The sequence below is a fragment of the Nonomuraea sp. NPDC050451 genome (genome assembly GCF_044458585.1).
The window spans coordinates 174609-193323 of record NZ_JBITHZ010000011.1 but is presented as its reverse complement, the minus strand read 5'-3'; the positions used below and the strand labels follow the sequence as shown (position 1 = coordinate 193323).

The 18715-nt window shown below is 61.2% G+C and carries 16 protein-coding genes and 2 tRNA genes; 5 read left to right on the top strand and 13 right to left on the bottom strand.

Annotated elements, in window-relative coordinates; translation table 11 throughout:
- Window positions 1-40 precede the first annotated feature (40 nt).
- The 11 genes from ACIBI9_RS31255 to ACIBI9_RS31205 form a co-directional block, all read right to left on the bottom strand.
- On the bottom strand, window positions 41-592 hold the full coding sequence (locus tag ACIBI9_RS31255) for a hypothetical protein (RefSeq protein ID WP_397227043.1): 552 nt from the start codon (window positions 590-592) through the stop codon (window positions 41-43).
- 185 nt (window positions 593-777) lie between these two features.
- Window positions 778-1230, bottom strand: a complete 453-nt coding sequence (locus ACIBI9_RS31250) for a hypothetical protein (RefSeq protein ID WP_397227041.1) — start codon at window positions 1228-1230, stop codon at window positions 778-780.
- The gene (locus ACIBI9_RS31245; RefSeq protein WP_397227039.1) at window positions 1220-2017 is read right to left on the bottom strand and encodes an AAA family ATPase; all 798 of its coding nucleotides are present in this window, start codon (window positions 2015-2017) and stop codon (window positions 1220-1222) included. Before ACIBI9_RS31245 ends, ACIBI9_RS31250 begins: the two co-directional genes overlap by 11 nt.
- A 947-nt stretch (window positions 2018-2964) precedes the next feature.
- A complete protein-coding gene (locus ACIBI9_RS31240) occupies window positions 2965-3858 on the bottom strand; it encodes a PD-(D/E)XK nuclease family protein (RefSeq protein WP_397227037.1) in 894 nt (297 codons plus the stop codon).
- Window positions 3859-5183: 1325 nt separating this feature from the next.
- A complete protein-coding gene (locus ACIBI9_RS31235; RefSeq protein ID WP_397227035.1) occupies window positions 5184-6023 on the bottom strand; it encodes a hypothetical protein in 840 nt (279 codons plus the stop codon).
- Window positions 6024-6910: 887 nt separating this feature from the next.
- Window positions 6911-8461, bottom strand: coding sequence for a DEAD/DEAH box helicase (locus ACIBI9_RS31230; protein WP_397227033.1), 1551 nt, complete (start codon window positions 8459-8461; stop codon window positions 6911-6913).
- Window positions 8462-8661: 200 nt separating this feature from the next.
- A tRNA-Leu gene (locus ACIBI9_RS31225) sits at window positions 8662-8734 on the bottom strand.
- A gap of 566 nt (window positions 8735-9300) precedes the next feature.
- On the bottom strand, window positions 9301-9696 hold the full coding sequence (locus tag ACIBI9_RS31220) for a hypothetical protein (protein WP_397227031.1): 396 nt from the start codon (window positions 9694-9696) through the stop codon (window positions 9301-9303).
- Window positions 9697-9732: 36 nt separating this feature from the next.
- Window positions 9733-9789: transfer RNA gene (locus ACIBI9_RS31215), tRNA-OTHER, on the bottom strand.
- Window positions 9790-10161: 372 nt separating this feature from the next.
- A complete protein-coding gene (locus tag ACIBI9_RS31210; protein WP_397227029.1) occupies window positions 10162-10350 on the bottom strand; it encodes a hypothetical protein in 189 nt (62 codons plus the stop codon).
- Between the two features lie 71 nt (window positions 10351-10421).
- Complete coding sequence (locus tag ACIBI9_RS31205; RefSeq protein WP_397227027.1) at window positions 10422-11150, bottom strand: hypothetical protein; 729 nt, start codon at window positions 11148-11150, stop codon at window positions 10422-10424.
- A gap of 416 nt (window positions 11151-11566) precedes the next feature.
- Between ACIBI9_RS31205 and ACIBI9_RS31200 the strand changes: the two genes are divergently transcribed.
- From ACIBI9_RS31200 to ACIBI9_RS31190, 3 genes are read left to right on the top strand one after another with little or no spacing between them, the layout of a single operon-like run.
- Window positions 11567-12454, top strand: coding sequence for a hypothetical protein (locus ACIBI9_RS31200; protein ID WP_397227025.1), 888 nt, complete (start codon window positions 11567-11569; stop codon window positions 12452-12454).
- A gap of 23 nt (window positions 12455-12477) precedes the next feature.
- Window positions 12478-13386 carry a hypothetical protein gene (locus tag ACIBI9_RS31195; protein ID WP_397227023.1) on the top strand — a complete coding sequence of 303 codons (909 nt, stop codon included), beginning with the start codon at window positions 12478-12480 and terminating at the stop codon, window positions 13384-13386.
- A 21-nt stretch (window positions 13387-13407) separates the two neighbouring features.
- The gene (locus ACIBI9_RS31190) at window positions 13408-14292 is read left to right on the top strand and encodes a hypothetical protein (RefSeq protein WP_397227021.1); all 885 of its coding nucleotides are present in this window, start codon (window positions 13408-13410) and stop codon (window positions 14290-14292) included.
- Between the two features lie 142 nt (window positions 14293-14434).
- Here ACIBI9_RS31190 and ACIBI9_RS31185 read toward each other — a convergent pair whose 3' ends face one another.
- Together ACIBI9_RS31185 and ACIBI9_RS31180 are read right to left on the bottom strand one after the other, a co-directional pair.
- Entirely contained in the window at window positions 14435-15565 is a 1131-nt protein-coding gene (locus ACIBI9_RS31185) for a UDP-N-acetylglucosamine--N-acetylmuramyl-(pentapeptide) pyrophosphoryl-undecaprenol N-acetylglucosamine transferase (RefSeq protein WP_397227019.1), read from the bottom strand.
- A 4-nt stretch (window positions 15566-15569) separates the two neighbouring features.
- The gene (locus ACIBI9_RS31180; RefSeq protein WP_397227321.1) at window positions 15570-16385 is read right to left on the bottom strand and encodes a formylglycine-generating enzyme family protein; all 816 of its coding nucleotides are present in this window, start codon (window positions 16383-16385) and stop codon (window positions 15570-15572) included.
- Between the two features lie 139 nt (window positions 16386-16524).
- On the opposite strand from ACIBI9_RS31180, the gene ACIBI9_RS31175 reads away from it, so the two are divergent.
- Both ACIBI9_RS31175 and ACIBI9_RS31170 read left to right on the top strand, forming a co-directional pair.
- A complete protein-coding gene (locus tag ACIBI9_RS31175) occupies window positions 16525-17733 on the top strand; it encodes a cytochrome P450 (RefSeq protein WP_397227017.1) in 1209 nt (402 codons plus the stop codon).
- A gap of 15 nt (window positions 17734-17748) precedes the next feature.
- Window positions 17749-18711: a Ppx/GppA family phosphatase gene (locus ACIBI9_RS31170; RefSeq protein ID WP_397227015.1), complete on the top strand. Its 963-nt coding sequence runs from the start codon at window positions 17749-17751 to the stop codon at window positions 18709-18711.
- The last annotated feature ends 4 nt before the right edge of the window (window positions 18712-18715 follow it).

Genomic DNA, 18715 nt, shown 5'->3' with positions numbered 1-18715 from the left:
GGGACCTCTCCATGTGGAGGGGTCCCTTTCGTGTTACAGACTAGGCGTAGTAACCGCCACTGAAGTCGTACGTCTTAGACTTCCAAGACCCCCCGAGACCAATCCACAGAGTCTCACGTGGGAAGTTGTTGAACACGTGGCCGTTGTAGCCACACACCTTGTTGGAGTTCATGTAGACGTAGTGCCTCTTGCTACCGTCGAACGCGGGGGTACCGGCGCCCACGTAGATGCGGAGCGTGTGACCAGCCGGCAGGAAGGTGCCCGTACCGGTGCCGTCAGCGCTACCAGCTCCACCAGGGACAGACGTCACCTTGTACGCGTTGCAGCCAACACCATCCTCGTTGTTGGCCTTCCCCCACGAGTCCACGAACACCAGCCCGTTCACGTCAACAGCGGTGGCGCCAGTGTTGGTCACGTCCTGGTACTCGTCATTGCGAGTCCAGTAGGTGTCAGCCCCGGGGGTGTTGTACCCCGTACGACCAAGAGACAGGTTGGACACGTCAGCAACGGCAGCATGACCGGAACCAGTCGTCAGCACAATGAAGGCTAACGACAGAACGGCGAGCATGATACCTGAGAGTGCCTTACGCATGATTACCTTTCACTCGGGAATAGAACGCTAGTGCCCCCGGAACAGCTCCCATGGACGATGGTTCCTTACCGTCATTCGGGGTGTCGGAACCGTCCCCATTCCGGGGACACTAGGATGTTGTGTGCCTTAACCCCGTTATCACACTCACCAGCCCCTATGCTGCCCAAGCTGGTTTCCCACGTGCTTTAAAGCAGTGTCACCGAACGAACGTTGACGTACTTCGTCTTCACGGGCCTGCCGTTCTCGTCATCCTTAGTGGAAGACGAGACTTCAACCGTGACACTCACTCGCAAGCCGGCGAGAGAATCCCAATCGTTAAAGTTATTAAGCTTGTCCTCCGAGACGTTAAGGGACTCAAGGCGCTCTTGCTTGCGACGAACCGCGCGACGCATGGCCGTACGCTCCGAAGCCGTGAAGTCCTTGAGGTCATCCTTCTTAAGGTGAGAGAAGTCCTGGTACATCTCGGAGATTTCTTCACCGTTGATGTCCGAGTTCTCGTCATCTACGACGTACTTGAAGACACACCAAACCCGACCATCCTTAGAAGACGTGACGAGTTGGACGTTATCAACAATGCACTCGTGGGTGCCCTCTTCATCGATGCCGGCTAGGAACTCTTCAAGCGAATCAGTCGCCAACCTTACTCCATGTTCTAATGATGCTTGGTAACTCATCAGCGTCTATGACTTGTCCGTCTAGTTGACGGATCCGACTCTTAACCTCTTCCTTGGTCGAGTCGGTACGGAACGAAATAGTGCGCTTGTCTCCCTTCCTGGTCATGTGCCCCATGATTCCGACGTACTTGGAAACGAGTCTGTACGTCTGTGTGGGGAGGTCCGCGCGTAAGGCCGGTAGGGGAGTACCGAGAGTCTTTTTCTTGTTTTCGTCAGCCCACGTAGGCTCACGCACGTGTGCCGTGAAGATGAGATTAACGGGGAGACGGCACAGTTCCCGGATAGCGGGTCTCAGACCATCTCGGAGGAACCGGTAATCATCTGTACCCGCTACTTCCAGCTTTCGCAAACGGGTACCCGGCTTAGGTTCGGCTACTGGTCGCGTGTCCTTAGACGGTTTGTAGCCGGCCACCAGGTCATCAAGCATGATCTCGGTAAGTTCGTCTACCGTGTCGATGATGAGTGTCGGGTGGTCCGCGAAACGGCCTTCCCTGTACGCGCTCGCTAGCTCCCCGAGCATGCTGATACCGCCGTAGTCCATGACGGTGGTTCGCTCCAACAGCTCTGGCCAGTCTTCTAGCGTCTCGTCTCCAGGCTCAGTGGGGACATAGAGACAGCGCTCCCCAAGCTCTAGGGCGATGCGTACGGCTAGGACTGTCTTTCCGGTACCGGGGGATCCGTAGTACAGGGCACGATGCCGGCGATTACGGGGGTGGGAGGCATCACGGATGAAGTCGTCTAGATCAGCCATAGACTTCTGACATCCAAGCGAGGAAGCCTATAAACACTAGGAACGCGACGAACGCCAACAGCTCAGTGAGGTTGTCACTCATCATAGGTCTTGTTCTGGCACTTGCTGTTGAGTCGGAATCCAGCATCCTGAAGTGCGTCACTAATGGTGGTTAACGCCTTCCACCCCACACCAGAGATGTCAAGAACTCCACAGTGACAGAGCTTGGTCAGGTCACCGATCGTCTTCAGGTGCGCTATCTGGAGAACGGTGTTAAGGCGTGGCTCTAGTTCCAGCTTGGAAAGTGGACTCTCGTATGAGAGCTTGGCACACGTCATCGTGTGGACCCTAAGACGCCTTCACGGATGTTCTTAACCTTGGAGTCTGCCAGCAGGGCAACGCACTGTAGATAAGCCTCACGCCTACCCGCGTGAAAGTCGCGCTGATCTTTGGGGAGCAAGGGATCTACAGACCTGGCGTCTGCCCTCTGTGCCCGACCAACGAGCGTGGCAACAAGTTCAAGAGTTGTCATTCTTCTTTGCCCTTTCCTTAGCAGTAGCGACAAAGTTTGCAGCCCAAACGCTGAGAAACAGGATTAAGCCAAGGTTCAGCATGGCCCACCCCAATCCAGCTATCATGTAAACACCAGTGAGCCATGCAGCGTAGGCAGCCCAAAGGAAGTATTTAAGTTTCATTCGTCTTCCGCAGATCTAGAAAAGCCGTACAGTCGGTAGTGTTCTAACTTCTCTTCAAGACAGGTGACGGTATAGTTCAACTTGTCCAACATGCTTTGCATTGACTGTGCGTTGTCTATCTGCCTAATCAGTTCTTGGGAAATTCGGCAAGTGAGATTAACGGAGTCAGCGAGTGTAAGTTCCAGTAAGCGAATGCGTGTGTGCGTGTCGCCGGCGTCTATTCTCAATGACCCCTCTGTGTTCGCCAAATCTTGAGATTTGACGTTGAGGTCTTCAGTATCCATAAGGCCGATAGAAGGTAGAGGGATCCTCTGGGGCATAGTTGTTGGCCAACGTGGCAGACGCATCCTTGCCTAGGAGTTCCTGCCGGCAAGGGATGCGGAAATAGCAGTGACCGCAGTCACGCATATTGAGGCGCCTGTGAGCATGCTTGCCGTACCACGAGACAGGTTGCTGTTTCGCAGTCTCAATCTCACTGCTGACTGCCATGTGCTCAGACATGATGCTCTCAAGCTGAGTTTCAGTCGGCTCTAGGATCTCCCGCTTTAGAAGCTTGTCGGGATCCTTGACGCCATCTCGGTAACGCAACTGATTTAGGATGCTCCGCTTGATGGGGTAGCCAAGTTTCCTCAGTGCCCAGATGTATTTGTAGGTCTGGATATGCATGGACAGTTCATCAGGCGTGAAGAAGTCGTAGCGGAACTTGTGATCGATAGCCACGTACTGACCAGCCCACGGACCAGAGGTGTACTCCACTAGGAGGTCTACCGTTAGGGGGTACGTCGTGCCATTGTCCAACGGAACCGAGAAGACGCCTTCCACCCCCATAACACGGAAGGAATCCTTCTGGTACCTCTCGTGATACAGCATGAACCGATTGCTGACGACACGGACAATGTCAATATCCTCGTGGTCATACGACAAGATGATCTGATCCATGCCGGCTTGAAACGCGTCATCACGTCCGGCGCCGTTCATCATCGCTCGGTAGTAGTGCTCTAGAACATGGTGACCAAGTAGGCCAATATGATTGGCTCTTGAGAGAGTGCGAGGGTAGAGCCCTAAAGCGTACTGGTAGTAGTGCAAGCGCTGACACTTCAGGTAGGTGTCATATTCGGAATTGGAAATGAGCACATTAGGGCTTCCGGTGATGCCCACGTTCGGCATTGATGGTCAGTGTAATAGGTCCCGTATCGGGGTCTGTATCTCGATAACGGTGAAGCATGGCTAAGAACGCTTGGTACCCGTTTTCTCCGTACCCTACGAACGTATCGCCGGCATCCGTCGTCATCTTGCAATGCCAGACATCCTCTTGAGCCTCTATGAGCAGGGACTTATAGCGAGGTTCCGCAAGGAATTCAACGGCGCTTAGCATACTTCCATTCCAACGAGCAACCACAACATTCGTGATCTCGGGACCGATGATTAGCGGTGATCCGGCATAGGTGCCACATGCTCTTACGGTCCGGACACCAGCCGTACAGAGTTTGATTGCACAGGCGCTTGTGTTGGCGCCTGTGCCACCATTCCGTCATGAACCAAAGAGCCGGCGTAGCCGAGACGTGCCACCAGCGGAGCGAACGGCCCTATCCTCTTCAGCCTTGACTTTGGCCTTGTTCCCACGAGAGTCCCTTAACAGCCACTCCTGGGCGAACTCGGAGTCGCTTCGTGTTCCCGTAAGACCCTGGGAAGTCTCCGCAGCTTTGCGTCTGGCCTGTGACTTAGCGTTCTTCTCGTGAAGGCGCTGAAGTCGGTCTAACTGTTTCTTCGTTGCCACCTAGACATCCCACAAGGCATAGATTGCACGGCGTAAGTCGAGAGACAAGGCGCCCACGAAGCATGCACGACACGTGATGATGACGGCAGTCACCTTGTTTAGAGGATCCTGCGTACCGAGAGGGAAGACATCTTCCCGGGGGGTTGAACGCTTACAGAGGTTACATTCCATGCCTTCCACCCCCTCTGAGGTGGACTCGGCTATTTGAACCTCAAGCGTTGCTGTAGTCATGGGGAGATCCCATCCGATGAAGTGAAGTTAAGGAACGTTGTTGGCCTAACCCACCCTCACTACCAACTCACCTAGGCCCATTACCGGAGTGTTCGGGACATGCCCTAGGATTCCCACCGTTGGGACTAGTCCTCTACTGATGCAGGTTTCCAGTCCAAGTGCGCAATGTAGGTTTGCTTGTGTTGCCAAACACTATTAGCTTCAGCCCCACGTCTGCGAAAGCGTTCGTCGGTTGGTGGCTTTTCGACCGAACGGCGCATGCGCTCGGGACCAAGGAAGCGAGTTCGACGTGTTTGCAAGTTGTACCATTCGGCAGCGTAGGCAACACTTGGAAGCTTGGAAGCTCCCTTAGTCGTGCAAACGTGTGGAACGAACTCGTTGGCTTTCTTGTCGTAGCGGTAGAGATTCCCGTCTGAGTCTTTGAAAATCACTTGTGCAGTGCATTCGGGGAGTCTCGGACACTTGTCGATTCTCTGAGGAAGACTCATCTCGGAACCGCCATGTTGTCACGGGAGACCAGGCCAGACGGGAACTGAAGACGGGTAAGTTCCTTGGAGTCACGGAAGGCGTTCCACGCCTGGAACGTCAGATGCGCGTACTCGTTGCGCGTGTAACGTTCCTCTGCATCGTTCCGGAGTCGTTCCCTGAGAGTGTAGATGGGCTGACCCTTGCGAAGGTTCTCTCCCTCTGCGACTCCCACCATGAATGTCTTACAGTCGGTGGTGTCAAGCTGTCCGAGACTCCACCAGGCGAACGCCACCATTGCAGGGGGCATGTCCACCTTGTATGAAGTAGACACGGTGTTAGAGATAGCCCAATTGATACTATCCATGTTCTTGTTGTGAACCGCATCAAGCTCAGGGGGAGTGCGTCTCTTAGTGTCTCCCAGACTCAGACCGTTGTTCCATCGGTCAATGAGTTTGATGAGTGCAGTACGCATGGACACGTTGTTGTAACCGCGTCTCCTCAGGCTGTCTGCGTAGGTCCGCGCTAGACCTGAATCCGTAGTGTCATACGCCTTGACAGGAAGGCCGGCAATAACACAGAAACGCTGTGTGGTCTTGCTTTTCCTGACAGCATTAAGCCTGTGCTGTCCATCAAAGAGGTTTTCCTCTATGTCGATACGGATTGGACTTCCGTCAAAGTTCCAATTGCCATTCTCCATGTCCCTTGCCAAACCTTCGGCGTAGGACGGACGGAACTTGCGATAATCCACCTTGTACGTCTTGAGAAGCTCATCGGCTCTTGAGGGTCCGATGTCCTCAAACCAGACAGTCACATCACCATCAGTCAGCGTGGGATAGGTGACTTCTGTTTCTGTCATGTGCTTAGTCCTCTACTGTTGGTCTAACCTTGCGAGTTTTCCTTGTTGGATTAGTGGCGACAAACCCTTCGTCGCACATCTCATAACGATGGAACAGACTGTTAAAGCCCAACACGATAGCTGTCTGTACTGTCTCGCTACCCCCGTGTAGGCGATAGGGCAGCGTGGACTTTTTGTGTTGCACGTGAATGCATCGTGCGTGTCGTTTCCGCATTAGTTTCCAATCACCGTGGAGTAGGGGTGAGCAACTTGTCTAGCGACTGGAGTAGCTGTTCTAGTAGTTGAGGGTCACGCCAGACAACTACAGCAATCACGATGACGATGAAAACGACAAGACCTCTGCTCAATAGGGAAGCTTCTTTCCGGTAGGTGTGCGTAAGTCCAAGGGATCTTTGGACTTAGGTGTCTTGGGTTTCTGTCTCTGTTCCTGCTTAGCCATACGTGTTTCCCCATGGGTTAATAGCGTTCTTGATTGCTTTCACGTGGCACTCTGGGGAACAAGCGAAGTAGTCATAAGACATTCCACCTGCACTGTTATGCACGAAGAACGACCCTACGATGCCCTCCACCCCCTCTCCGATTTGCCCATACTGGAAACCGTGGCAGCCATCACACTCGTACTCGTCAATGGTGACCTGTAGACGAATGGGCATCAGGGGAACAGCTCCATGCAGGTGCTACAGGGGCAACCACTACCAGGGTGTTCCACTTCAACGGCGTGTTTGATGATGGCGCCTATCTCTTCATCGCTTAGGTTGTTCCAGTCAATTTCACTCATTGTTTGCTCTTAACCATGTCAATGATGATGATCGTCGCTACGCACAGGAAAGCAAACGCAGGAACACCCACAATGGCAAACGCTAATATGTGATCAGCAGTTGGACATTTCACGCAACCTCCATTGCTTCTAGGATGCTTGCTCTCAGGCTTTCTGAGTCAATGCCGGCCTTGAAGTCGTTAAGCTTGTCCATCCACACGTCAACCGTGCCAAGAATGGTGGGAACGTGGATACCAGTAGCTTGCTTCTGGCCGATACGGTCAAGGCGCTTCCATGCCTGGTCATTGCGCCCAGGGGACCAGTCCTTATCTAGGACGATTGCCTGTGTGGCACCAACGAGGTTCAGTCCTTCACCAGCAGACCGGTAGTTGCACAGGGCTGCATTCCATCGCGGGGGGTGGGAGGCATCCTCAAAGTCGGCCCTGATAGCCTCCCTGAGCTTCTTAGGCGTGTCCCCGTCGTAGACAACGGACTGTGCGCCTAGACGTCTCTCAAGCTCTCTCAGGGGCTCTCTGAAGTGGCTGAAGACAACGATCCTCTGTCCAGCCTCAAGGAACTCCCGAGTTAGGTCAGTGACGAGATCTAGCTTGAAGGATTTCCGGACGTTGACACCTTCAATGCCTGCCGGCCAGACGAGCATTTGCCGTAGGCGTAGGAGTTGGACCACTACCTCAGTGATGCCGACCGTTTCGGATTCAAGGTCAAGCTTGAACTGCTTTTGTACGCGTTCGTATGCCTTCCACTGTTCGGGGTAGTTCGCCTTGTCAAACTCGTACTCCCGAACCTGAACGGTTTGAGGGGGAAGTTCAATACCAGCATCTTCTCGCTTGCGCGCCAAGTAGTGCGGTGCGATTCGCTCGGTTAATCTGGCACGTCCCCGATCGGTCCAAACATGCCGGCCTTGAAAGTCAATTCGGCAATGCTCGTCTAGGTAGCGCTTCTTACTCGTCAATGTGGGGTTCCACAAGGACTCAAGCCAGAAGAACTCTTCACACCGGTTAAGGACTGGTGTTCCTGTGATGGCTAAGAAGTTCTCAACACTTCGTGTCGGCTGGTGTAGACATACCTCACAGCGAGGAACGGAAACTTTGGCGGCAACTTTCCCGCATCTCAGACACCAACGATGTGGGAACCTCTCGTCATACTGAGTGCAAAGAGTACGCCGGCATGTGTACGTCGGCACAATGAGCTGGGAGCAATACGGACACTTGTTGAAGGCATAGACGATCTCGCGTAATCCCTTATAGCTGAGTGTCCGTCCATTGTTCACATGGTGTGCTTCGTCGATGACGACGGAATCAAGCTGAAGGCGCACGAGTCTAGTGATAAGAGACTGGTCGCCCCGCCATGCCTCAATGTTCAATAGGGCAATAAAAGAGTCAAAGTGGTTTAGCAGTTCAAAGACGGTTGAGCGATCGTCTCGTTTATGCCCTCTGAGGTCAATGACAGGTCGGTCATCAATCCATTTAGGTACTTCATTGCGTAGGTTGCTCGTGATCTCGTAAGGGCCGGTAAGGAGAGTGCGTTTAGCTCCCACTCGTTGAAGCCACGTGAAGGCCGTTCCCCCCTTACCTAGCCCCATCTCATCAGCGAGCAATCCCTTATGGGATTTGGCGAAATGGTCTGCCCCCTCTAGCTGGTGGGGGAGTGGAGCTAACACAGTCTCCTTAGACGTAGGGAATGTTCAGATCCAAAGGGAGTCCACGTAGGAAGTTCTTAAGGACTGCCGTCAAATGTTTGTCTGGTTGTGCTTCGTAGTAGAACGCGCCATGGCTTCCCCACCATTCCACGTATCCTCTACTTGTTGGTTCGCACCAATCGCACATGCCTTCCACCCCTCTCAGTCAATGTGTTGAACAGTGCGCGCGGGGGGATTCGAACCCCCACTGACCGGGACTTAAATCCGGTGCCTCTTCCGTTGGGCTACGCGCGCAATAAGCCCCCTCCAAAGTGCTGGCACACAAGGGAGAGGAACTTACCGCCCTTGCCAGAGGACTTGCCGCCATCGGGATTACGAATCCGGACGCGACCATTAGGGGGTGGGACGCTGGCGCATCATAACGTGGGTCAAGAGGTGGTACCCCCACTCTGCAACCATTAGCCAACTTCCACTAGTTAACGTCCCACCCTATTGCTTACAGGGCTCGCTCAATCAGGTCTGCTATGTCGCTGAACGGCATGTCCCTATCGTTCGCGTCTGCCAGGCTGGATTGGTCCTCCGTAGTGATACCCGCCCATTGGCAAACCTTGTTGGGGAGGAATCCCACAGAGCGTTCGTTCTCTTCCCCTTCATACCGTGAGACTGCGTGGCCGAGAACTTCGGCAGGTTCGGGAATCTCACGAGTGATACCAACTGCAACCGCGATATCTCCGAGCACTCCGAGACAGCAGTGTCTGACAGTGCCATCACTAGTAGTGCGCTTGAGGACTCCCGTTCCTTGCGTGTACTTGCCTGAACGGAGCGCGGTAAGCCAGAGCGCTTTGACTGAGGGATTCATGTCAGTAAGACTCCTCAATCTCGTCAGCGATGAGAGCGAAGGGCTTCCCGTTATCGTTCATTCGAGCGAGACGCTGCGCTTTCTCGAACGACATTCCAGCCCACTCAAGGACCTTGTTAGGCGGATAGATGATGTCACGCTCATCTGTGCCGTAGCTGTATTCCGACCAGTACTCTTTGGGTGGCTTGCATGCGTCGCAAGTGCACACCAGTGCCATCGGATTGCGCTTCTCTATCTCAGAGACGAGACCAACTGCGACCGCGATTTCACAGAGAACGCCCAGACAGCAGTGCTTAGTTTCGCCGGCAGGACTAGTGATCTTTAGGGCTGAACGTCCCTGGGAGTACTTCTCAGACCTCAGAGCTGTAAGCCACAGCTCCTTAACGGCAGGATTCATGGACATACCTTTCTTGGTTGGTTGAGATTTGATGAGAACTACCGGGGGGATTCGAACCCCCATCACTAGGCTTTGCCATTAAGCTACGGTAGCCACTCAATCGCGCGTGGCCAAACGCCATTGAGACTTACCCGGCATCTTCAGGGTAAGGAGAGCAAGGTTTGTTTCATGAGAGCACGAACAACTCTGTCTAGAGATCTCCTCTAGCACCATTTCCTTGCTCAGGTCTAGTAACTAACCTTCGGTGAAGTGTCGTATGGCTCATTGTCGGGGAGGACTTCATACGTCGCACGGATGGTTTGAAGGCGGATTTCGCCACGGTGCTTTCTAGCGAAGCGCTTCACCTTCACGTAGCTTGTGCCCCGGGGGAACACGACTCGAATCTCTCCGTCCATGGCGATAGCGAGAACTTGTAAGATCTCAGTCTCGATGCATGCGGTAAGAGCCAACGGGAGAGATTCCATACTAATCCTCCGGAGTGATGAACCCATTGCGGATAGCCTGGTAACGCTTGTTCCTGCGGCGGTTCCAATTACCCGAGTCCAGCAGCCTGCCCGTAGGCCGGCCCTTCTCATCCTTCTCGGGGAAGAACCCACGGTCATTGGCGTCAGTCGGGAAATGGTAGGTGCTGGACATCCACACAACAGTCTTCACGGGGCACTCTCCTTTAGGCAAAACAAAAGGCCCCTCTCCAGTGAAGGAAAGGGGCCTTAGGGGGAGGCTAGTTACTCTTCCGAGTCAGCCTCACGGGGAACGATAGTGACGGTGCAGTCACCAACCTTGAACTCGTGCGTGTCGGTCACGTCCTGCCACTGAGTGACACCAGCAGCCTTGAACCAAGCTGCGTAGATGTCAGCACTCGTCAGCTTGGACCACGCAGCGAGAACGGAAATCTTCTTATCCGTCCGAGACTTTCCGTCAGCACGAACAATGGTGCAGCTTGTGATGCTAGGACGGGGGCCACCCTCAACTGAGGTTCGGCCCTTGTTGCCGGCAACCGAGCGAAGGTTGGGAATCCGGTATTTGTCTACCGCCTCCACAACACCGTTGGTGTTGCTCATCATCTCGCCATAGTCACGCAGCATGCCAACCGCCTTACGAACGCGGTTGTACTGCGCGGCGTACTTGGTTGTGAGTTCCTTCAGTTCATCCTCAGAGAGGGTCTTGTACCCCTTCAGAAGGTGCCTGTGAGCATCCTCGCGAGCGACCTTCAAGGACTCCTCAGCACGCTTGATGGCTTCCCGGTACTCCACAATCATGGGATCTTCCGAGCGCGCCAACTCCTCATCCAGCTCAGCAACCGGGGGAGGGCTAGCAGCCTTGACCTGTGCCTGGATCTCCTCAAGGGGAGCGGATTCCTTCGTTACGACGTCCCACATTTCCCGAACGGTCTTGTTCGGGTGCTTGCTAAGGATCTCCCCGGGGGCGGGGGTCTGCTCAGTAGGCGTAGTCATCACTTCACTCCTCATTCACCATTAACTAGCGCTAGGAAGAGGGTATGCGACTGTCTAGCCCTAGTCAACGCGAGGTAGGCGTTGACGTCCTGTACGTCCCTGAGACTGAGTCCAGCCTGGTTGACCAGGTCCTGAAGGTCATGTCCTTGTTCGTGTAGACGGATGATGAGAGAGGCTTGAGGACTCATGGGGACCCACTTTCCAGAGAACGGCCCTCCACCCCCTTGAGGGGTGGGGAGAGGGGTGGAGGGCACAGTGAGGGCACACGCCCGGAAGAGCAGACCTCCAGGTCAGAGCGTTATGACCTTTTCTCCTGTCTTTTGTCCGTTGTGGCTGGTCAGCTAGCTCTGTGCCTGAAAGTTACGTAATATCCGAACATCACGAGCGTTGGGGGCGCCAGGGTGCCAGGACAGAGCGTGGGTGTGGTCGTCGATCCCGGAGTGCCTCCGGAAGTAGCCGGACTGCTGCGTGCCAACGCCCCGCTGCTGTCCAGGGTCAGGGCCGGATGGGTGCCGCCCGCCGAGCCGGCCTCGTCCCGCCGCAAGAGCCCGTCCAGCGCCATGCTCCTGGCCGCGACCCCCGTCGTGGTCGCGCTCATGGCCGTCCTGCTCGCCTCGCGGTTCGCGCCGGCCGGGTTCGTGCTGCTCGGCACGTACGTCTTCATCGTCCTCGTCAAGATCGCCTCCATGAGTGAGGTGCCCGAGGACGACCGGCCGCAGGAGCGCGCCGTGTACGAGCAGGCCCGCTGGTACGACGGCCGCTACCTGCTGACCGAGGACTTCGACCAGGAGGCCAGGGCCGTCCTGGTCAGGGCGCAGCGGGCCATCGGGTCGGTGCTGCGCTCCCACGTCAACGCCGAAGGACTGCTCGACGACGCCCGCAACGCCGTGATGCTGCCCGCCCAGGAGTGGGAGATCGCCCGGCTGCTCGCCAAGCTGTCGGCGCTGCGCCTGGAACACCGGGAGCTGCTGGCCAGGGGCATCGCGCCCGAGGTGGCCGCGGTGATCGAGCCGCTCGAACGGGCCCTGGTCAACAGCGAGGCCGCCGTCGTCGCCCGCGTCGAGGCGCTGGAACGTTACGCCGGCCACGTGGCCGAGGCCGAGCGCGCCTACCACGCCCGCGGCCAGATCGAGGAGCTGCGCGCCCGGCTGCCGCGCTACGAGGAACTGCTGGCGGAGTCGGGTGCGGACAAGCTCGCCGTGCCCGAGATCGAGCGCCTGGCCGAGGACGCCGACGTGCTGGAACGCACCTTACGGCGCAGCGTCCGGTCCGCTCACGAGGCGTTCCGCTATCTCGAAGGCTGACCCGCGGACATAGGATCAAAAACGTGCCCGGACGTCATGCGAAGGTGATAGTCGATCCGGCGGTGGCCGACGACGTCGCGGCCCTCTTACGTGACAACCGCAAACTCCTCGTACGCATCCACGCCGGCTGGGTGCCCGCGCACAAGCGCCACCGCCCGCTGGTCGGCATCGTGACCAGGCTGGCGGCCACCGGGACCGCCGCCGTGGCGGCCGTCTACGGCCTGGCCCTCTTCGTCGCCGAACGCTACACCCCCTTCGCCGTGATCATGACCGGCGCCGCCCTGCTCGTCGTCAGCGTCCTGCTCAGGCCCAGGCCCGACGCCGAGGTGGAGCGCGCGCACGCGCTGGAACTGGCCGTCTACGACGGCGCCCGCAGGCACGAGGGCCGTTACGTCGTGCGCGAACAGCTCGACGAGCCCGCCAGGGCCCTCATGATCCGCGCCCAGACCGCCATCGACCAGGTCATGGGCTCCGGCGTCAACGCCGAGGGCCTCCTGGACGACGTACGCAACGCCGTCATGCTGCCCGCCCAGGAGTGGGAGATCGCCCGGCTGCTCGCCAAGCTGTCGGAACTGCGGGCCGAGCACGAGGAGGTCGTCTCCGAGGGGCTCACCCCCGAGGTGGCCGCCGTCGCCGAACCCCTCGCCCAGGCGCTCGACAGCAGCCAGCAGGCCGTGATCGCCCGCGTCGAGGCGCTGGAACGTTACGCCGGCCACGTCGCCGACGCCGAGCGCGCCTACCGCGCCCGGCACCAGATCGAACGCCTCAGCGCCAAGCTGCCCCGCTACGAGGAGCTCCTCGCCGAGTCGGGCGCCGACGGATCGGCCGTACCGGAGCTGAGCCGGTTGTCCGATGACGCCGACCGCCTCGAACAGGCGCTCCGTGACAGCGTCAGCTCCGCGCACGAAGCTTTTCGCCACCTGAGGGGGTGATTTCCCTTAGGATCCGATTTCGTGGCGGATGTGGTGGTAGACCCCGAGGTGCCGCCGGATGACGCGCAGTTGCTCAGGGAGAGCCGGCGGGTGCTGCTCAAGATGCGCCAGGGCTGGGTCCCGGAGTCGAGGCGGGCCATATCGAGCGCGCAGTACCGGATAATCGCGGCGTTCGGATCAGTGGCGCTCTTCGGAGTGATGGCCGGCAGCGGCCTGGTCGGCCGGGGCCTCGGCCTGCTGATGCTCGTCCTCTTAGGCATCCCCCTGATGATCGTGCTCTTCGTCCGCAACGACCTGCCGGACGACGACGAGGAGGAGTACGAGCGGGAGGTCTACGAGCAGCTGCGCTGGTACGAGGGCCGCTACGTGCTCACCGACGACCTCGACGAGGCCTCCGCCCGCCTGCTCGCCCGCGCCCAGCGCGCCATCGCCGTCGTGACCGAGTCCCGGGTCAACGCCGAGGGCCTGCTCGACGGCGTGCGCAACGCGGTGATGCTGCCCGCCCAGGAGTGGGAGATCGCCCGCCTGCTGGCCAAACTGTCCGCGCTGCGCACCAAGCACAGGGAGACCGTGTCCAAGGGGCTCACGCCTGAGGTGGAGGCCGTGGCCGAACCCCTCGCGCGGGCCCTCGACGGCAGCGAGGCGGCCGTGCTGGCCCGCGTCGAGGCGCTGGAACGTTACGCGTCCAACGTCGCGGACGCCGAGCGCGCGTACCAGGCCCACCACCAGATCGAGGAGCTGCGGGGGCGGCTGCACCAGTACGAGGAGCTGGTGGCCGAGACGGGGGCCGACGGGTTCGCGGTGCCGGAGCTGGAACGGCTGGCGCAGGACGCGGACCGGCTGGAGCAGGCGCTGCGGCGGAGCGTCACCTCCGCCCACGAAGCCTTCCGCTACCTCGACCCCTGACCCTCCCACCGCACCGGCCCGGGGCGCGGCTGCGCGCGCCGTACTCCGGCCGGTGTCCTTCGGGCCGCCGGACGCGCGGCGGCGCGCACGGGCGGCATCCCTCACCTCGAAGGGACCTCAGCCGGAGTGCGGCCGGTGGGCTTCAGGTGGGGCGGGCGGTCTCCAGGAGGAGGTCGCACAGGGCGTCGGCCGCGTCCACGCGTCCGAGCTTGGCCGACGCCTGGCCCATCGTCTGGCGCAGCCCCGGGTCGGCCAGCAGGGGCATCAGCTCGGCCAGCAGCTGCTCGGCCGTCGGATGCGGCTCCAGCAGGGCCCGCGCGGCCCCCGCCGAGACCAGGTACGCGGCGTTCTTGCGCTGCTCGTCACCCCCGGTGGGGATCAAGGGCACGAGCACGGAGGGCTTGCCGATGGCCGTCAGCTCCGACACCGTCCCCGCCCCGCTGCGGGAGATCACCACGTCGGCCGCGGCGAACAGATCGGCCAGCTCCCCGCCCACGTACGGCACCGGATGGTAGCGATCGGCCAGGTCGGTGGGCAGCGCCACGGCCCGCATCTGGTCGATCCACGCCGGCCCGCACTGGTGCACGACCTGCGCGTGCGGCAGCAGCCGCGGCAGGATCTCCGCGATCAAGGTGTTGACCTGCTTGCTGCCCTGCGCGCCGCCCGTCACGTAGATCAGCGGCACCTCGAACGTCAGCCCGAACAGGTCGTAGGCCGCCGCCCGGTTGCCCTGCAGCAGCTCGGGCCTGATCGGGTTTCCGGTCACCACGGCCTTCGAGCGCGCGGAGGCGGGCAAATACTCCAGCGACGACTCGTGCGACAGCGCGATCCTGGTCGCCAGCCTGGCGAGGATGCGGTTGGCCAGCCCCACGACGGTCGTCTGCTCGTGCATCACCAGCGGCCGGCGGATCAGCTTGGCCGCGACCCCGATGGGCACCGCCACGTACCCCCCGGTCGACAGCACCACGTCCGGCAGGTAGCGGGCCGCGTGCCCCACCGCCTGCAGCACCCCGATCGGGATGCGGAAGACGTCGGCGATGTTGGTGCCCAGCTCCTTGAGGTTCGGACGGCGGCGCAGCTTGCCCGTGGTGATCGCCTTGAACGGGATGCCGTGCTCGGCCGTGATCCGCGCCTCCAGGCCGTTGGCCGTGCCCACCCAGAGCACGTCGTGGGGCACCTGACGCCGCTGGACGGCCGACAGGGTGGTCAGAGCCGGATAGGTGTGACCACCGGTGCCGCCACCGGTGATCAACAGTCGCAGGGTTCGTGACATGCGATCAGACTAGGGCCGCACAGCGGAAACCCGTGTGCCCGGTGGCGGAGTCAGGCGTGTTGGAGGTGCGGGCGGCCACGCGGTAGCGGTTGCAGTAGGAGTCGTGGCACATGTACGAGCCGCCACGGATCACCTTCGCCGAGCCCTCCGCAGGACCGGCCGGGTTGTCGGCGGACGCCTCCCAGGTCGTGCCCCACCAGTCGGCCGTCCACTCCCAGACGTTGCCGGAGACGTTGTAGAGGCCGTACCCGTTGGGCTGGAACGACTTGACCGGCACCGTCCCCTTGCTCGGCGCCACCGGGAAGCGGCCCTGCCAGATGTTGCACCGCTGCCGCCCCTTGGGCGCCAGCTCGTCGCCCCACGGGTAGCGCTTGCGCTCCAGGCCGCCGCGGGCGGCCATCTCCCACTCCGCCTCCGTGGGCAGCCGCTTGCCCGCCCACGTCGCGTACGCGGTCGCGTCGTTCCAGGACACGTGCACGACGGGGTGGTTCTGCCGGTCGCCGGCCGACGACCCCGGGCCCTCCGGCGAGCGCCACGAGGCGCCCTCGACGCCCACCCACCAGGACGCGCCGGGCACGGTGGCGTCCATCACCCCACCCGTGGCGAACTGGGCGAACACGAACGACCAGCCGATCCGCTCGGCCTCCGTGACGTAGCCGGTCTCCTTCACGAACGTGGCGAACTGCGCGTTCGTCACGCACGTCGGATCGATCATGAACGGGTCCAGCCGCACCTCGCGCACCGGCCCCTCGCCGTCCTCGGGCCTCCCGTCGGGGTCGTCGCCGCCCATGAGGAACGTTCCGCCGGGCACGCGTACCATCCCGCGCGGCGCCTCCCGCCGTACGGCGATCACCGGCTGCGCGTACGGCTCCGCGGCGCCGTCTCTGCTCGGCCCACAGCAAGCGCTCAAAAGTCCCCCAAACGTGTCCACGACACCAAGGAAGGGTAGTCCCTGGAGCATGTCCACGATCACACGGCTGCCCCGGGTCACGGCCGCGGAGACCCTGGCCCTGGCCGCCGCCGTGGCGCTGCCGTCGGTCGTGCAGGGCCCCGTCGCGCGCCGCCCGCTCGCGGTGCGGCTGGCGGAGCTCGCCGACGCCGACGGCCGGGCGATCCGGCTGCTCGCCCGGCTGCGCGCCGAGCACGGCGAGGGCCCGCTCCTGGTACGGGTGCCCGGACGCGGCTGGGTGATGCTGCCGCTGGCCTCGCACGACGTGCGCGCGGTGCTCGAGGACCGGGCGTTCACCCCGGCGGCCAGGGCCAAACGCGGCGCCCTCGGCCACTTCCAGCCCGACGGCCTGCTGATCACCCGCGACCCCGGCCTGCGCGAGCGCCGGCGCGCCCTGAACGACCAGGTGCTCGGCTCCGGATTCGCCCCCTTCGCCCGGGTCGTCGAGGAGGAGGTGGCCACGCTGCCCCGCGACGGGCTGCTGACCTGGCCGCGCTTCCACGCCACGCACTGGCGGATCGTGCGGCGCATCGTGCTCGGCGACGGCGCGCGGGACGATGTGATCCTCACCCGGCAGCTCGACCGGCTGCGCGCCGACGCCAACTGGTCGGAGCTGCGCGGGCGCCGTACCGACGTGTTCAACGCCTTCCGGCGCCGGCTGGCCCGGCACCTGGCTCGGTCCGAGCCGGGCAGCCTGGCGGCCGAGCTGGCCCGCGCGCACGCCGCGGCCGACGTGCACCCCGAGGGGCAGGTGCCGCAGTGGCTGTTCGCCTTCGACGGGGCCGCCGCGGCCGCCTACCGGGCCCTCGCGCTGGCCGCCGCCCATCAGGGGCCCGCGGACCTGAGGGCCACCGTGCTGGAGTCCGTGCGGCTGTGGCCCATCACGACCGCCATCGTGCGCGAGGCCGCCGACCCGACCGAGTGGGACGTTCCCGAGGGCACGACCGCGATGATCTACAGCCCGTACGTGAACAGGGCCGAGCCCGGCGACTCCTACCGCCCCGGGCTGTGGCGCGAGGGCGGCGGCGAGTGGGCGGGAGTGCCGTTCAGCGCCGGGTTCGCGCGCTGCGCGGGGGAGGACCTCGTGCTGTTCACCGCCGCCGCTCTCCTGGACGCCGTCCTGCGTGAGCGCTCAGTCAGACCGTCCGTACGCTTGGAGGGGGCACTGCCGGCCATGCTCAACCACTTCCGACTCAACTTCGCCGTAAAAGCGGCATAACGGTAGCGTTTTCCCATGCGACTCGGCGTGCTGGACATCGGCTCGAACACTGTCCATTTACTGGTCGTCGACGCCCACAGGGGCGCCCGGCCCATGCCCGCCTACTCCCACAAGGAGGGGCTCCGCCTCACGGAATACCTCGACAAGGACAACCGGCTGGGCGACGAGGGCATCGAGCGGCTCGGGGCCTTCGTGGAGGAGGCCGTGCACCTGGCGGAGGACAAGGGGGTGGAGGACCTGCTGGCCTTCGCCACCTCGGCCGTGCGCGAGGCGGCCAACGGCGAGGAGGTCCTGGCACAGGTCGAGGAGCGCAGCGGGGTGCACATCGAGGTGCTGTCCGGGCGTGACGAGGCCAGGCTGACGTTCCTGGCGGTGCGGCGGTGGTTCGGCTGGTCGTCGGGGCGGCTGCTGGTGTTCGACATCGGTGGTGGCTCGCTGGAGATCGCCTCCGGGGTGGACGAGGAGCCCGACGTGGCCGTGTCGCTGCCGCTGGGCGCAGGGAGGCTGACGCGTGACTGGTTCAGCGCCGACCCGCCGTCCGCCGAGGAAGTGCGCAAGCTGCGCAAGCACGTACGGACCGAGATCGCCCGCACGGTCGGCGACGTCGTCAGGAACGGCGAGGCCGACCGCGCGGTGGCCACGTCCAAGACGTTCAAGCAGCTCGCCAGGATCGCGGGCGCGGCGCCCTCCAGCGACGGGCCGTACGTCTCCCGCCCGCTGTCCAGGCAGGCCATGGCCGACTGGGCGGTCAAGCTGACCACCATGGGCGGCGCCGAGCGGGCCCAGCTGCCCGGCGTGTCAGAGGGGCGGGCGGCGCAGCTGGCGGCCGGGGCGCTGGTCGCCGACGCGGCCATGGACCTGTTCGAGGTGGACCGGCTGGAGGTGTGCCCGTGGGCGCTGCGCGAGGGCGTGATACTGCGCCGGCTCGACATCCTGCCGGGGCGGTTCGACCTGCGCACCGACAGCGCGCTGGAGTAAGGAC